The organism is Vibrio sp. B181a, assembly GCF_030248375.1.
GTDB classification, from domain to species: domain Bacteria; phylum Pseudomonadota; class Gammaproteobacteria; order Enterobacterales; family Vibrionaceae; genus Vibrio; species Vibrio campbellii.
The window spans coordinates 21,237-35,960 of sequence record NZ_JAHGAD010000001.1 but is presented as its reverse complement, the minus strand read 5'-3'; the positions used below and the strand labels follow the sequence as shown (position 1 = coordinate 35,960).

14 protein-coding genes are annotated in these 14,724 nt (G+C 46.1%); 6 read left to right on the top strand and 8 right to left on the bottom strand.

The window, feature by feature from the left end:
* Positions 1 to 209: 209 nt before the first annotated feature.
* Positions 210 to 1,394, top strand: coding sequence for a GGDEF domain-containing protein (locus KIO97_RS00185; protein ID WP_285380380.1), 1,185 nt, complete (start codon positions 210 to 212; stop codon positions 1,392 to 1,394).
* A 22-nt stretch (positions 1,395 to 1,416) separates the two neighbouring features.
* Here KIO97_RS00185 and KIO97_RS00180 read toward each other — a convergent pair whose 3' ends face one another.
* Together KIO97_RS00180 and KIO97_RS00175 are read right to left on the bottom strand one after the other, a co-directional pair.
* On the bottom strand, positions 1,417 to 1,698 hold the full coding sequence (locus tag KIO97_RS00180; protein WP_005428352.1) for a hypothetical protein: 282 nt from the start codon (positions 1,696 to 1,698) through the stop codon (positions 1,417 to 1,419).
* A gap of 140 nt (positions 1,699 to 1,838) precedes the next feature.
* A complete protein-coding gene (locus KIO97_RS00175; RefSeq protein ID WP_005428471.1) occupies positions 1,839 to 2,123 on the bottom strand; it encodes a pyrimidine/purine nucleoside phosphorylase in 285 nt (94 codons plus the stop codon).
* A gap of 220 nt (positions 2,124 to 2,343) precedes the next feature.
* Between KIO97_RS00175 and KIO97_RS00170 the strand changes: the two genes are divergently transcribed.
* Both KIO97_RS00170 and KIO97_RS00165 read left to right on the top strand, forming a co-directional pair.
* A complete protein-coding gene (locus tag KIO97_RS00170) occupies positions 2,344 to 2,847 on the top strand; it encodes a DUF2850 domain-containing protein (protein WP_012130287.1) in 504 nt (167 codons plus the stop codon).
* A 370-nt stretch (positions 2,848 to 3,217) separates the two neighbouring features.
* A complete protein-coding gene (locus tag KIO97_RS00165; protein ID WP_285380379.1) occupies positions 3,218 to 5,752 on the top strand; it encodes a glycosyl hydrolase family 18 protein in 2,535 nt (844 codons plus the stop codon).
* Between the two features lie 118 nt (positions 5,753 to 5,870).
* Here KIO97_RS00165 and KIO97_RS00160 read toward each other — a convergent pair whose 3' ends face one another.
* Together KIO97_RS00160 and KIO97_RS00155 are read right to left on the bottom strand one after the other, a co-directional pair.
* Positions 5,871 to 6,725 (bottom strand): alpha/beta fold hydrolase, encoded by an 855-nt coding sequence (locus KIO97_RS00160; RefSeq protein WP_045383117.1) that lies wholly within the window; start codon positions 6,723 to 6,725, stop codon positions 5,871 to 5,873.
* Positions 6,726 to 6,847: 122 nt separating this feature from the next.
* On the bottom strand, positions 6,848 to 7,438 hold the full coding sequence (locus tag KIO97_RS00155; RefSeq protein WP_285380378.1) for a TetR/AcrR family transcriptional regulator: 591 nt from the start codon (positions 7,436 to 7,438) through the stop codon (positions 6,848 to 6,850).
* 254 nt (positions 7,439 to 7,692) lie between these two features.
* Here KIO97_RS00155 and KIO97_RS00150 point away from each other — a divergent pair, with 254 nt between their 5' ends.
* Positions 7,693 to 8,718, top strand: a complete 1,026-nt coding sequence (locus tag KIO97_RS00150; protein ID WP_285380377.1) for an acyltransferase — start codon at positions 7,693 to 7,695, stop codon at positions 8,716 to 8,718.
* Positions 8,719 to 9,138: 420 nt separating this feature from the next.
* Positions 9,139 to 10,569 carry a sodium:proton antiporter NhaD gene (gene nhaD, locus KIO97_RS00145; protein WP_045383113.1) on the top strand — a complete coding sequence of 477 codons (1,431 nt, stop codon included), beginning with the start codon at positions 9,139 to 9,141 and terminating at the stop codon, positions 10,567 to 10,569.
* A 26-nt stretch (positions 10,570 to 10,595) separates the two neighbouring features.
* On the opposite strand, the gene KIO97_RS00140 is transcribed toward nhaD, so the two are convergent.
* Positions 10,596 to 10,991, bottom strand: a complete 396-nt coding sequence (locus KIO97_RS00140; protein ID WP_045383111.1) for a GFA family protein — start codon at positions 10,989 to 10,991, stop codon at positions 10,596 to 10,598.
* A gap of 218 nt (positions 10,992 to 11,209) precedes the next feature.
* Between KIO97_RS00140 and KIO97_RS00135 the strand changes: the two genes are divergently transcribed.
* Positions 11,210 to 11,818, top strand: coding sequence for a YitT family protein (locus KIO97_RS00135; RefSeq protein WP_005428507.1), 609 nt, complete (start codon positions 11,210 to 11,212; stop codon positions 11,816 to 11,818).
* A gap of 82 nt (positions 11,819 to 11,900) precedes the next feature.
* On the opposite strand, the gene KIO97_RS00130 is transcribed toward KIO97_RS00135, so the two are convergent.
* The 3 genes from KIO97_RS00130 to KIO97_RS00120 all read right to left on the bottom strand — a co-directional run bounded on the left by KIO97_RS00130 (position 11,901) and on the right by KIO97_RS00120 (position 14,685).
* Entirely contained in the window at positions 11,901 to 12,722 is an 822-nt protein-coding gene (locus tag KIO97_RS00130; protein WP_285380374.1) for a hypothetical protein, read from the bottom strand.
* Between the two features lie 98 nt (positions 12,723 to 12,820).
* Positions 12,821 to 13,321: a methylated-DNA--[protein]-cysteine S-methyltransferase gene (locus KIO97_RS00125; protein ID WP_050906629.1), complete on the bottom strand. Its 501-nt coding sequence runs from the start codon at positions 13,319 to 13,321 to the stop codon at positions 12,821 to 12,823.
* Entirely contained in the window at positions 13,318 to 14,685 is a 1,368-nt protein-coding gene (locus KIO97_RS00120) for a DNA-3-methyladenine glycosylase 2 family protein (RefSeq protein ID WP_285380372.1), read from the bottom strand. Before KIO97_RS00120 ends, KIO97_RS00125 begins: the two co-directional genes overlap by 4 nt.
* Positions 14,686 to 14,724: the final 39 nt, after the last annotated feature.

Sequence of the window (14,724 nt, the reverse complement as noted above, 5' to 3'; positions counted from 1 at the left end):
TTTGTTCAAAATAAGCGCAATTCATACTTGGTTTTTTGAAAATTTTCATAATCCTGAAAACTTTCACAAGTCGTAAATTTCTTACAAATTCAATAACTCACATTCATGCCAAACATGATTCATATCACAATTAAACGTATTGCTATTCCATGTAGTACTAAATTACCACCTAGAATAGGCATTAAATAATTCTAAAGTAGGGATACACAATGTCGAAATTGGCCGGAGCACGCCTAGAGGAAATGGCGGATATCCGATCGACAAGAAAGAAGAAGATCGTTTTTCTCTGTTCTAGCATCGCCACTGCATTTCTAACCTATGGCTCTGTACTGCACTATCTTGAAGGCAACTGGGGGCTCAGCTTACTCATCGGAGTATGTGCGTTGGCATGTTTAACCATCAGCTACCTGATCAAAGTACGTGGTCACCACCAATACGCCGATTTGTTGCTCACAGGCGTATTGATGTTCGATGGGCTGTTACTGCTCCTATATAGCGATGCGCCCTCCGGTCGATTACTTTGGCTCTATCCGATTGTGGCTGCCATCATCTTGATTAACGAGTTCAAGGTCGGTCTACTGTTTAGCGTGACATATTCTCTCATCATCTTTTTCGATTTGACCTTTTTAGAGAGTGTACCTACCGCCAGTGAGATGACTGAACGCCGCTTTATGTTCACCCTTGTGGCCATTTGTTTTGTCTGCCATACCTTCTCTTACTACTACTCCAAGGTCGTGAACTACATCCAAACGCTTTATCGTGAAGGCATTGAGGAACTGGCATACCTAGACCAGTTAACGGGGCTCGCTAACCGTTGGAGCTTTGAGACTTGGGCGCGCGCGAAACTGGAAGAGTTAGATCAAACTCAGAATAATACGGTCACTGCACTGGTTTTCCTCGATATTGATAACTTTAAGCACATCAATGACAACTACGGCCATGATGTGGGCGATCGCGTTTTAAAACACTTTGCGACTCGCTTGAAAAACAATATTCGCAACAAAGACCGAAAGACGGACAAACACGATTATTCGATCGCTCGCTTTGCGGGAGATGAGTTTGTTTTGATGCTTTACGATGTGCGCTGCAAGAAGGACCTAGATAATATCCTTGATCGTATCGTAAACCTGTTTAATAAAGGCTATCAGACGGAAGACAATATCAATGAGTTGACCATGAGTGTGGGAGCAGCAATTTATGGCCAAGATGCTAAGGATTTGTCTGAGCTCACTCGCTGTGCAGACAAAGCCATGTACGCCGCAAAGCATACTGGCAAAAACCAGTATGCATATTACGAACATTGCTCAAATGCAGAAGAGTTACGCCATCAAAGACATTCGTTGGTTGGCGGAATAGGTAATGTGACTTCATTACAGCGAGATGCCAGCTTGTAAGAGTGAATCACTCAAACATGGCTTAGGAATACATATACATCGCCCATAAACCGACAAGCAAAAACGTGATAAGCCAGATCACTTGGCCAATTTTTCTTGGTTTATCATCTCGTGGGACAAGAACGGGCTTAAGTGCGCGCTCTTTCATCTTTCCAACTAAGCTGCTTTCAATGGCTCGCTTATAAAAAGCACGGCGCTTTTGAGCCGCATTGGCCACTTTAGTAAAGCGATGTCTTTGCTCTGTTGTAAACTCCGTCGCCTCATAGCGAGGAGGGAGATCTGAATGTTTACGTTGTACTGCCATCACTTCCTCCTTGAACGATGGGTGTGCCTACCCTAAGTATATACAAAAGTTAACGGCCTGTTGCTAAAAACCTTTGATTCTGAATAACATGCATAAAAAAACCACCCGAAGGTGGCTTTCATTTCAATTCGATTTATTGCTTATAGGTACTCACACAAGTACGCGGTTGCATCTTTTACTTGCAGCTCGAACGATGAATTTCCTTCTACTTCGAAGAACTCACCGGTGTTGTAAGTGACCCAATCAACCTCGCCAGCTTTCTTAACGATCAATGCGCCTTTGACCACACTCATACGCTCTGGCGCTTGAGTGCCAAACGTGTATTCACCTGGCAACATTACCCCAACACTGACATCCTGCCCTTGTTGGTTAAAACCTAGCGACTTAACGCCACCAGCAAAATAACTGTTTTCCTTAATACTCATTATTGGTTTCCTTATCAAAAATCAGCTCTTTTTTACCCTGTTTCGGTTTGCGACTCAAGCATCTAAATTGACCTTTCCTGAAAAGCCAACTTATCAATAACTGTGTTTCGGAATGTAAAAGTGGACATCAGATCATAGTTTCACCGTGTTAAAGACGAGATTGTTTGTTTTTACAGCTCAAGCTTCTCACCATAATGGAAAAGGAAAGTAAGCAGGGATCATGACTAACACCACAGGCCGTAAGCGCAAGCAGAAACCGGAACCGCAACCCTCACTTTGGGCTCGTCATCAGCTCAAAATCATCAAAGGAGGTTTTGCTCTGTTTGGGTGCGCGTTGTTTGGCGTGATCAGTTATCTACTTTATGCCTCTTATTTGGATTACATCGATCGCGATAAAATCTATGGCGAATGGATTGAGATTGGTGCCCCACCTTATCAAACCGAGCACCTTTCCTTTACTTCCAACGGGGTCTTTCGTAATCACCGTTTGATCGCCACTCAATTTGAGTTTGATGGTAAAGTCATCACTCTGAACACAGGCTTGGGTAAAACCGAGTATCAGTTGTCAGGTTCTCACCTCTCCCCACAAATACGCCGTATTGAACCTCGCTTTCCCGATCAGAGATTTATTCTCAAAGGCTTCGAGCACACAGTTCAAGGCTCAGAAACTGGGGCGGCTTCCAAACGTCGTGCCGCACTAAGTGAACACTTCGGCCGCAAGTAGCCTTTTATCCATCACTTCTCTTCTGTATACAAAACAAACACCTTTTGTCGTAACCAACTCTATTACAAAGTAAAAGTTTAATTTCACTCGCAAAATAACGAGTGCGAACTGAGTAAGCAATTAATTAAGTACATGCAAAATATTTATAAAATATTGGCTCAATATTGAATTTTCACTGCAAATTTATGTTTCTTGTAGTGAGATTTAGGTAACACGGTCGAAAGTTGATTTATTTTTTTTTGAAAAAAAATAAGCCTCTGAAATGCTCAAGGGGATGCTTTTGCACAGTGTGTGAATTGGTTGTCTTTTCTGTCGCAGGAGCAGCTTATGTTCGTTAATGAACATGAATTCAAGGATTGAGAGAGAAGTTATGATTCGATTTAACCTATGTGCAGCTGGGGTTGCCTTAGCACTATCTGGCGCTGCAAATGCGGCTCCAACCGCACCAAGTATCGATATGTACGGTTCCAACAACCTGCAGTTTTCTAAAATTGAGTTGGCAATGGAAACCACATCTGGCTACAACGACATGGTTAAGTACCATGAGCTAGCTAAGATCAACGTGAAATTTAATCAGTGGAGTGGCACTTCTGGCGACACTTACAACATCTACTTTGATGGCGTAAAAGTGGCAACAGGCCCTATCACTGGTAGCCAAACAACGGCATCATTTGAATACGGCCAAGGTGGCTTGTACCAAATGGAAATCGAAGCATGTGACGCAACTGGTTGTGCTAAGAGCGCACCTGCAGAGATCACTATCGCGGATACTGACGGTTCTCACTTACCGCCTCTAACCATGAATGTTGACCCAAACAACAAAACCTACAACACAGACCCAAGCGTAGTGATGGGTACTTACTTTGTTGAATGGGGTATCTACGGCCGTAATTACACGGTTGATAACATGCCTGTCGACAACTTGACTCACATCCTTTACGGCTTTATCCCAATCTGTGGTCCAAACGAGTCGGTGAAATCAGTTGGTGGTAACAGCTTCAACGCTCTACAAACTGCCTGTCGCGGTGTGAATGACTACGAAGTGGTTATCCATGACCCATGGGCAGCGTACCAGAAGAGCTTTGCTCAAGCTGGTCACGAATACAGCACACCGATCAAGGGTAACTACGCAATGCTGATGGCATTGAAGCAACGTAACCCAGATCTAAAAATCATTCCATCTATCGGCGGTTGGACACTTTCTGACCCATTCTACGACTTCGTTGATAAGAAAAACCGTGACACATTTGTCGCGTCAGTTAAGAAATTCCTGAAAACTTGGAAGTTCTACGACGGTGTAGATATTGACTGGGAATTCCCTGGTGGCGGCGGTGCTGCAGCAGATAAAGGCGACCCAGTGAACGATGGCCCAGCTTACATCGCATTGATGCGTGAACTGCGTGCAATGCTGGATGACCTAGAAGCGGAAACAGGCCGCACCTACGAGCTAACTTCAGCAATTGGTGTTGGTTACGACAAAATTGAAGACGTTGATTACGCAGATGCTGTGCAGTACATGGACTACATCTTCGCGATGACTTACGACTTCTATGGCGGTTGGAACAACGTTCCTGGTCACCAAACAGCACTCTACTGTGGCTCATTCATGCGTCCTGGTCAGTGTGATGGTAGCGGCGTTGATGAAAACGGCGAACCGTACAAAGGCCCGGCTTACACGGCTGACAACGGCATCCAACTTCTACTCGCGCAAGGCGTTCCTGCGAACAAACTGGTTCTAGGTACTGCAATGTACGGTCGTGGTTGGGAAGGCGTAACACCAGATACGCTGACGGATCCAAATGACCCAATGACAGGTACTGCGACAGGTAAACTGAAAGGCAGCACGACTCAAGGCGTTTGGGAAGATGGCGTGATTGACTACAAAGGCATTAAGTCATTCATGCTAGGTGCGAACAACGCTGGCATCAACGGCTTTGAATACGGTTACGACGAGCTAGCAGAAGCACCTTGGGTGTGGAACCGTTCAACGGGTGAACTGATTACATTTGACGATCATCGCTCTGTATTGGCAAAAGGTAACTACGCGAAATCTCTGGGTCTAGCTGGTCTATTCTCTTGGGAAATTGATGCAGATAACGGCGACATCCTTAACGCAATGCACGAAGGCATGGCTGGTGGTGTGGTTGTTCCACCAAACCGCAAACCAACGGCAGAAGCTGGTGCAGACCAAGCAGTAACAGGTCCTGCAAGTGTTGTTCTTGATGGTAGCAACTCAACTGATTCTGATGGCACAATCGCAAGCTACGCTTGGGAGCAAGTATCAGGTACTGCAGTAGCTCTATCTGGCGCGAACACTGCAACAGCAAGCTTTGATGTAGCGGAAGTGACCGCAGAAGAGCAGCTAACGTTCAAACTAACAGTAACCGATGACAAAGGCGCAACCGCTTCTGATCTTGTCGTGGTGACGGTTAAACCAACAGGTACCGTTGATAACACAGCGCCAGTTGCAAAAGTTTCTGCACCTGCAACAGCGAAAGCTGGTGACGTAGTCGTGATTGATGCTTCAGCTTCTAGCGATGCTGACAACGACACGCTAACGTTTGATTGGACGCTACCTCAAGGCCTAAACGCAACAGTTAACGGCGCGAAAGTGACGTTCACAGCAGCAGAATACCCACAAGACACAAGCCTAAGCTTCACTGTCAGCGTAAACGATGGTCAGGCAGCGTCTTCAGCAAGTGCAACCGTTGTTGTATCTAAGCACAGCACAGGTGGTGGCACTTGTACTAACGCATGGGATGCAACGGCTATTTACACTGGCGGCGACCAAGTAACGCACGCAGGTAAAACTTGGGAAGCGAAGTGGTGGACACAAGGTCAAGATCCTAGCAAGTCTGGCGAATGGGGTGTTTGGAAAGAAGTTGGCCCAGCTAACTGTAACTAAGCACTGTTAAGGTGTTGTGATTCAACATCACTCGCTTTGAATATTGTTAAAAAAAGAAAAGGACAGCTTCGGCTGTCCTTTGTTGTTCTCACAGAATCTATTCAACACTCTTTAATGATCAGCTCGCTTCAATTAAACGGTCGAAACTCTGGAATACCTCATCACACTTCATCACTCGGCCATGGCCTTGGCCCTGCGTGGTAACCAGTTCCACTCGTTCAATCTCGTCCGCCGCTTTAGCAGACACGCTGTGTTTGGTGAACTTATCCTGCTCATCATGAACAATAATAGTTTTTGCTTCTCGCTCAGCTAAGCGCCTCTCCGGGTCAATAGATTGCAATGGGTAGCCAAACTGGTCTTCCACTTCCGAAACCACCGCTTTGAATAACTTCATTGAGTAACCCGAACGCGCAATGCTGCCAAATAGGTTTTCAACGTAGTTAAGCACTGGCGCGATCAACAGCAAAGGCTTGTTTTCTAATTTACTGTGGCGGCACTCTAGCGCTGAAGCGGTACCCATGCTGTGCCCCACCAAACCTGCAACCTCATCGACAGAATCTAATACATCTTCAAGACCGCACACAAACGCAGGAATATGTCCGTATTGTCCCTCACTCTCACCATGAGCAGGATGATCGTACGCTAATGCCGTGTAACCCGATGCCGCAATATGCTCCATCAACGGGTAGAACTGACTCGCAGTTCCTGACCAGCCGTGAGTCAAAACCCATACCGGACCGCTACCAAGCTGATAGGTTTTAATTGCACCGGCATGACCTTGCACTTCGCTTTTGATAAGCCCCTGTGGCTCGACATTTTTTGGCTGAGTACGAGCGGGAGTAAGCAGCAGTTTACGCGCGGTCTTTTTTGCATGTGACGGCGCCAACGTGTGATGCAGGCGGGTACTGATGTTGACCAAGCTGCGTTTAACACTGAATTTCTGCGAAGTATTGAAGTAAATTTTCTCACTCATGATCATTTCCTTAACTATCAGCCTTGCACAAAATAGAACGGTCGTGCTTTTTATGCTGATAAGAAAGAGCGCTCGTTGTCGCTCTTCATTTTGAATCTTTTACTATACCCGTTACCGCGGGGTTAGCGCTTCCATCGAGTAAACAAGTTATCGATGCCCTGCCAGAACAGTCTCTGGCTCTCTTCTTGCCCTTTGATCGAGTAAAATACGTGTGCACTTAAGTACTGCCCGTATAAATCAAAGGTCGCTTGTCGCGTGTCTAAATCGGCGACAAACTCTTGGTTTTCTTTGCCTTTCTTGATCTGAATTTCTAAGTAATTTAACCAAGTATCAATCGATTTTCGCAATGCTGCTTGCAACGCACAGCCTTCTTCAGCGGTGTCATTCCAAGCATCAAGGAACATACAGCTGCCTTGAAAAGAGTGATTCCACGTCATCCATGTATCCAACAAGCCACGTACTTTACGCTCAGTGTTGCTATCGCCTAGCTCGCGCGCAGGCGCAATTACGCGCTCAGCGAATACTTGATTGGCAAATTCCAACACCGACAATTGAAGGTTCAACTTGGAATTGAAGTGAGCAAACAAGCCACTTTTCGACATACCACACTGCTTAGCGAGCTCACCAATAGTGAGACTCTCCAACCCGTTTTCACTCGCGAGTTGGAATGCACGCTGCAGTATCAGCTCTTTGGTTACTTTTCCTTTTTTCATAAACACACTTTTAGCACGATCGTACTTTTTTACAAGTACTCAATTTACTGGTCAAACCAATGTATACCCACTTACACACTCACGATCGCAATACATTGAGTAACCTAATGAATATGAATTTTCGAAATTTGAGGTGAGTCAGAATTTAAGAAACTGGTTACCACCAAATGCACATCCGTTGACTTTTTAGCGCGAGAACTGAGTCATTAACTGCTAATTTCGCAGCGATTTTTCACTTTTTTAGGTAAGTACTTATGGCAACCACAAAGAAAATTGCCAGTTTAGAATTTGCTCGTATCATCGCGATGTTTGCGATCGTAGGGCTTCACTGTCAGATGGCTCTCACCTATTGGCAATGGGATGAGGTGCCTTGGGTTGGGTATATCCTCAACCAACTAGCTCGTTTTGCTGTGCCACTGTTTTTCCTCATCTCCGGCTATCTCATCCAACCAAAACTCAGCACGAATCCCGTGGAGACACTCAAAAACTACACCAAGCCTTTGCTTAAAATATGGTTGGTTTGGAGCGCGATTTGTCTGTTGGTGCCGTTCCGTTGGCAAGTGGTTGCAGAAGCAGGCTATCTCGCCGAGCGACAAGGCTATTGGGGCTACTTAATGTCGAACCCAATCAATTCGTTACTGGAAGGAGGCTTGGTACATCTATGGTTCATCCCGGCACTCATCATCGCTGTAGCCATCATTGCGTTTCTGGTTCGAATCGGCATGATGCAACTGCTACTTCCAACAGCGGTATTGCTCTATATCTATGGCGTGTTCGCAGGCAGCTACGTCACGCTCACTGATCTGCCAGCGCCATTCTTTACTCGTAATGGTCCGTTCTTCAGTACCTTACTGGTGGTGCTTGGTTACCTAGCCAGACAGCACCAGTGGCAATGGTCTCGCAACAACACGATTCGATTAATTCTTATTGGTATGGCAATTCATTTCGCCGAAGCCTATTACTTGATGGATTATGAGATCGCCTTTAACTCGCACGACTTTTTGTTTGGTACTGTTATCTGGTCTTTGGGCGTATTCATGTGGCTTCTTGCCCATCCAAACTTTGGCAATATGCCATGGGTGTTTAAGTGGTCCCCGAGCATTTTAGGTATCTACGTGAGCCACTTATTAGTGATCATCATCATGATGAACGTAGCAGGTATGTTGGGGCTAGAAAACTTAGCCAAAGACGCCTTCATTTACCCAGCAACCATTGTGGTGACCTTGTTGCTTGTGAAAGGCATTGAAGCAACACCACTGAAAAAGCTATTACTGCGATAAATCCATTCAGCACTATGTATGGTCTGCATTACCACTTTTTGGCTAGTGCAGACTTTATAAAAATGAGAGCTCTCTCTCACTCATCAAAATTATCATTTCTAATACTTTGTAATTTGCTTTCACTCACAAAAAACATTGTTCATTTAATTTAGATTTGTCTGACATCAACAAAATGCTCATTAAACGGAGGCGGTATGTGGGCAGGTCAAGGACTCGTTCCTTTTTTAGAAATTAGCCATTGGCTAACTTATGGTTTATACGCTGCAGTAATCCTATTTGGCGCGGCGAGCATTGCGTCACTCAGAAAGTAGTGGCGCAAGCTACATCAATTCAAAACTCCTACCGTTAATTCGAGCTTACTCACACTTAACCCCTTAATATGTGGCTAAAATTTCTCCAGTCAAACAAGGAGAAATGTCTATGCCAATCTATCCAATTGTCGCGTTTTGCTGTTTGATATTTTCTAGTTCCACCTTTGCAGCTGCGACCAGTGATCTAAATCTCGTCAATTCGACCGTCGGTTATGCCGCGTTGATTTTCTTTACCATTGCCTACATTCTGGTGATGCTGGAAGAATACCTCCAAATGCGAAAGTCTAAGCCCGTATTGCTCGCAGCCGGGTTAATCTGGATTTTGATTGGCTACACCTTTGCCCAGCACAACCAAGCTGACGTGGCTAAAGCCGCACTGGAACACAATCTTTTGGAATACGCTGAACTTTTATTGTTCCTATTAGTGGCGATGACCTACATCAATGCGATGGAAGAACGCAGGCTGTTTGACGCACTGCAAGCATGGATGGTTGGCAAAGGTTTTGATTTTAAGAAGCTATTTTGGCTCACAGGTAGCCTAGCGTTTGTGATTTCTCCCATTGCCGATAACTTGACCACGGCATTATTGATGTGCGCAGTGGTGATGAAAGTTTCTGGAGACAATCCAAGGTTTGTGAACCTAGCCTGTATCAACATCGTCATTGCTGCGAATGCTGGCGGCGCATTCAGCCCATTTGGCGATATTACCACTCTGATGGTATGGCAAGCAGGGCACGTCAGCTTTGCTGAGTTTATGCCGCTGTTTGTGCCTTCGCTGATAAACTACGTCATCCCTGCATTCATCATGTCGTTATTTGTACCAAACACTAAGCCAGATACGGTACACGAACACATTGAGCTCAAACGCGGCGCAAGACGCATTGTTGGTTTGTTTATCCTGACTATTGCGACTGCAGTTTCCTTCCACGCCGTTTTACACTTCCCGCCAGTGGTGGGGATGATGATGGGCCTCGCTTACCTGCAATTTTTCGGTTATTTCTTGCGTAAAACGCTCAAACACTCCCTCGCCAAAAAAGCGGCGATGGCGATTGCCAATGGGGACGATTACGCGCTCAAGCGCTTAGGTTCTGTCGTGCCATTTGATGTCTTCCACCGTGTGTCTCGCGCCGAGTGGGACACCCTTTTGTTCTTCTACGGCGTGGTCATGTGTGTTGGCGGCTTGAGCTTGCTGGGCTATCTTGGGCTGGTTTCGAATGTGATGTACACCGAGTGGAATCCAATTTGGGCAAACATCATGGTGGGAATACTGTCCGCCATCGTCGATAACATCCCAGTGATGTTTGCGGTATTGACCATGGAGCCAAGTATGTCGATGGGTAACTGGTTATTGGTGACCCTTACGGCAGGCGTCGGTGGTAGTTTACTATCGATTGGCTCTGCTGCTGGCGTTGCTCTCATGGGCGCAGCAAGAGGACAATATACCTTCTTTGGGCACCTTAAATGGGCACCGGTGATTGCGCTAGGTTACATTGCAAGTATTGCCGCGCATCTATGGATGAATGGCAGTTTATTTACTTAAACGGCCTTCATCCACTCTAAATACACTTATCTGTCTGATGGGTGGTTCACGCCATCCATCACCTCAATCTCTCCCAGCTCATACGGATTTACGCCCTCTAAGCAGCCAACGTTATAGCCATATTCACTCGGATTAGAGCGGCGCTGATGGTGGGTATAGATACCACATTCACCACAGAAGAAGTGCTTAGCCGTATTGGTATTAAACTGGTATAGCTTGAGTGCATCCTCACCTTGGATGATGCGAATCCCATTCAAAGGCACCGATGCTACAATCGCCCCACGACGTCGGCACATAGAACAATCACAACGTCTAGGCTTCTCGATTCCATTCGGTAACGACAGTTCGATTTGCACTTTTCCGCAATGGCAAGAAAGCTGATGCAAAGGCTGAATTATCGTACTACCTACTTGTTTAATCATGACATTTCCTCGCTCCTTTCGTGTTTGCTTAGCTTAATGTGTAAAGTCTGTTAAACAGTTAACATCCGCGCAATCTAGGTCAAAAACTCGACATCCATCACTTTTCACGACATTTTATTTAGCGATTTATCACTATTTGGTTGGCGTTTTGCCGACCGCATCCGTTTTGGCTGTGTGCTTGCAGTTAATACGGTTTTAAAACCAAGGAAAATACTTTTATGGATAAAGATCATAGCCTTAGAGAGAACCTCTTGGCTCTGACGCTCGGTAGTGCGTTAGTGTCACTTGGGGTTATCTTCTTCAACAAGGTTGGATTGCTCACTGGCGGAACAGCGGGTTTAGCAATCTTCCTCACTAAGATCAGTGACTTCAGTTTTGGTCAGGTGTTCTTTGCATTGAACCTGCCTTTCTACATTTTGTCTGTGATGCGCATGGGTTGGCGTTTTACCATCAACACTTTTATTGCGGTTTCGATCGTTTCTTTTGCGGTAGACCACCTGCACCATGTGATTGAGATTTCTCGTATTGAACCCGTTTATGCCGCACTGCTCGGTGGTGGTTTGATTGGTATGGGGATGCTGGTGATTTTCCGCCACAAAATGAGTTTAGGTGGCTTTAACATCTTGGCGCTTTACCTTCAGGAACGCTTTGGCATTCGTGCAGGTAAAGTACAAATGGCGCTCGACTGCACTATTGTTGTGATGTCGCTGTTTATCGTCGATGTTTACTTGATTGGCCTTTCTGTACTTGGCGCTGTGGCGACCAACTTAATCTTAGCCATGAACCACAAACCAGGGCGTTATCAACCCAAGCCACAAGCTGCGTAATAACACTGGCTCACGATTAAAAAACAAAGCCCCGAGCCTTTAACTCGGGGCTTTTGTTTGTTCTCATTCTCTGATGAGAAAATTACGCCAATGGCGAATTCTCACAGTATTTCTGGTCATCTGCCGTCAGTTTTTGCTTGCTCGCTTGGCTTAAGTGATAGTGCACCAGCATCAGCAAATCGTGAGCGTAGAAAAGCTCGAAAGCATCCTCACCATTTTTTCGACAGATTGCCTCACAGCGATCAGCATGCACTTTGGCTTGCTGCGGACTACCCGCTTTAAGAAGACTCATGGCTAAGCGATACTCTGCGCGCTCTTCTTGTATCCAGCCACCAGCAACCTTCCAATATTCAAGGGCCAGTGTCGCAGCCTCTAGCATGTGTTCTACTTGCGCTCCAGAGCGTGTTTCAAGCCCTTCATATTGGCAGGCAAGGTTATTACCCGTAATGGCAATTGAACGCGCTAAAGGCTCGGTCGCTTGGCCTGAATCTATACCGTTGGCTGCTTTTGCTAACCATGTGCTGGCTTGCTCTAGTTCATTCATTGCCGACAGTTCGTTAGCGATTTGAGCAAACACGCGACGCTGATCGACATCTTCTAACTCAGTAATCTGGTCCGTATTTTGGTCAACGAAGTACTGCGCGACAGCTTTGGCTCTCTGACGCGCCAGACATTGAGCTGCTACGCCACTTTCAATCTTATCTAAGCTGGTGAGAAACTGTCTTGGATCGTGCAGGTGACCGATAGATGTGTGCAACATCAAGGGTAAGATGCGCTCAGCATGGTTAGTGTCTTCTACCTCGCTAAGCGCTTGCTCTAGTTGGTTGTATGTTGGCTGCGGCTCGGCTTCATGCTGCTGCCAACTTTGTTTTATAAATGCATCAAAATCTGTAGTGAGAGACATATCCTTATTATCCTTGTTATCCTTGTTATTGCTCTAGTTTGTTTATTAGCACAACAACCCTACACAAAATTTAAGCAAATAAGGTAAACCTTGCTAGGTTATGAGAATAATTTCACATAAAGTGGCGTACCCTTCTCCAATGCCAATAATCGCTGCTTGCGCTCTACCCCGCCGGCATAGCCGGTGAGTTTGCCACTTTTGCCGATCACACGATGGCATGGCACCACAATAGAGATTGGATTTTTACCATTTGCCAGCCCCACCGCGCGCACCGCTTTCGGATTACCGATGGCATTCGCCAGATCTTGATAGCTCCATGTTTCACCATAAGGAATGTTCGTCAAAGCATGCCAAACTTTGGTTTGGAAATCCGTACCTGTCGCTGCAAGGGGCAAGTCAAATTCGTTACGCAACCCAGCAAAGTATTCTTCCAATTGAGTCACAGTCTGGCTAAGCACTGCATGTTTATCATCACGCTCACCCAAATCGTCTGGCTTGGTGGTACATGTTTCAAACCAAATTCCTAACAAACCCTGCTCGTTCGCTTGAATAGTCACTGCGCCTAACGGACTTGGCATTACCGTATAAAGTGATTTCATGATTGATTCCATAAGTGAAAAGTCGCGTAACTGCCCCAAGGTGACGCAGTATGAGCATTCAATGACGGATAGTTTGGCATAGCTTTCTTTACCACCAAGTCTTTGTCTAAAAAGCAATCGGGCTGAGATTGACCGCGCAATTGCGCATAGCTCACCGTCCACGGACCAATACCTTTCAGTTCCAGCCATTGCAGCGGATCGGCTTCTGGGTTTTGCTGCATGTACTGAGCAAATCGCACGAGTGTGTCTTTACGACTTTGCGGCATACGCAAAAAGCTGACATCGGCATTTGCAATCGCTTCTGGGGTTGGAAAGTGACGCGCTTGCTGATCGCTGCTGAGTGTTGCTACCAATAAGTTAAGTTGCCCGATAGCCGCTTTGACCGACACTTGCTGCCCTAGCACAGCACGTACACCGGCTTCCCACGCACTCCAGACGCCCGGAATACGAATCCCATGGGTTTTCACCAACCCCGGCGCAATGTATTCAAGGTGCTGCTCCACCGTGCAAACATCCGCATCGAGGTCGAACATACGACGTACACCAGACACCAAATTCTGCAATTTAGTGACATCTTCAACATCGAACTCCATCTCAAGATAACCTTCTCCTTGAGTGACCTTGAATCGTGCACGGCAATCACCTAACAAAACGTTGCGCTGATAAGCCTCTTGTGTGACTTGTTCTATTCCTTCAATCGCACGCAGACGATAAAAATCGAGCATGTGTTGCCAGTTCAGAGCACCACGATAAGGTAATGCAATTCGATTCGTCCCCACGCCATCAAATTCCTTTCTACGCACTTGAGAAGGCGTTAACTGAAGGATCTTTTGAAACGCATCATTGAAGCGTCGAGTGCTGTTAAAACCCGCGGCAAAGCCGACTTCGGTGACCGACATCGAACTCGAATGCAGAAGCTGCTTAGCAAACATCAACTGTTGATACTGCGCATATTGCTTAGGTGACATCCCCAAATATTGCTCGAACAGCATACGCAAGTAACGATCCGAGATCCCAAGACGCTCAGAGAGTTCCACAAGAGACTGATGATGCAACTCGCCTTGATCGATCATTTTGATCGCTCGTTGGAATGTGGTCTCGACGCCCTTCCAAGCCCATGATCCTGGCGCACTGTCTGGACGACAACGCAAACAAGGGCGATATCCAGCCTTCAAAGCCTGAGTCTTGTCGGTGAAGTACTCGACGTTTTCCTCTTTGGGCAAATTAGCAGGGCAGATTGGGCGACAGAAGATCCCTGTTGTTTTCACCGCAATGTAAAAGCGCCCATCAAAACGGCTATCACGAGCCATGCGTGCTTTTTGGCATTGTTCGAAGGTCAACGATGTGTGTGGGTGGATGAGCATAGTGCTGTCCCTGCTTACGCATTTGGTGTTCAACGAGTG

What these genes read in the sequence shown, in the direction of transcription:
- KIO97_RS00130 (WP_285380374.1), bottom strand. Translation starts at nt 12,722, where the DNA reads ATGTCTCTCACTACAGATTTTGATGCATTTATAAAACAAAGTTGGCAG.
- KIO97_RS00180 (WP_005428352.1), bottom strand. Translation starts at nt 1,698, where the DNA reads ATGGCAGTACAACGTAAACATTCAGATCTCCCTCCTCGCTATGAGGCG.
- KIO97_RS00185 (WP_285380380.1), top strand. Translation starts at nt 210, where the DNA reads ATGTCGAAATTGGCCGGAGCACGCCTAGAGGAAATGGCGGATATCCGA.
- KIO97_RS00135 (WP_005428507.1), top strand. Translation starts at nt 11,210, where the DNA reads ATGGATAAAGATCATAGCCTTAGAGAGAACCTCTTGGCTCTGACGCTC.
- KIO97_RS00125 (WP_050906629.1), bottom strand. Translation starts at nt 13,321, where the DNA reads ATGAAATCACTTTATACGGTAATGCCAAGTCCGTTAGGCGCAGTGACT.
- KIO97_RS00175 (WP_005428471.1), bottom strand. Translation starts at nt 2,123, where the DNA reads ATGAGTATTAAGGAAAACAGTTATTTTGCTGGTGGCGTTAAGTCGCTA.
- KIO97_RS00170 (WP_012130287.1), top strand. Translation starts at nt 2,344, where the DNA reads ATGACTAACACCACAGGCCGTAAGCGCAAGCAGAAACCGGAACCGCAA.
- KIO97_RS00140 (WP_045383111.1), bottom strand. Translation starts at nt 10,991, where the DNA reads ATGATTAAACAAGTAGGTAGTACGATAATTCAGCCTTTGCATCAGCTT.
- KIO97_RS00120 (WP_285380372.1), bottom strand. Translation starts at nt 14,685, where the DNA reads ATGCTCATCCACCCACACACATCGTTGACCTTCGAACAATGCCAAAAA.
- KIO97_RS00155 (WP_285380378.1), bottom strand. Translation starts at nt 7,438, where the DNA reads ATGAAAAAAGGAAAAGTAACCAAAGAGCTGATACTGCAGCGTGCATTC.
- nhaD (WP_045383113.1), top strand. Translation starts at nt 9,139, where the DNA reads ATGCCAATCTATCCAATTGTCGCGTTTTGCTGTTTGATATTTTCTAGT.
- KIO97_RS00160 (WP_045383117.1), bottom strand. Translation starts at nt 6,725, where the DNA reads ATGAGTGAGAAAATTTACTTCAATACTTCGCAGAAATTCAGTGTTAAA.
- KIO97_RS00165 (WP_285380379.1), top strand. Translation starts at nt 3,218, where the DNA reads ATGATTCGATTTAACCTATGTGCAGCTGGGGTTGCCTTAGCACTATCT.
- KIO97_RS00150 (WP_285380377.1), top strand. Translation starts at nt 7,693, where the DNA reads ATGGCAACCACAAAGAAAATTGCCAGTTTAGAATTTGCTCGTATCATC.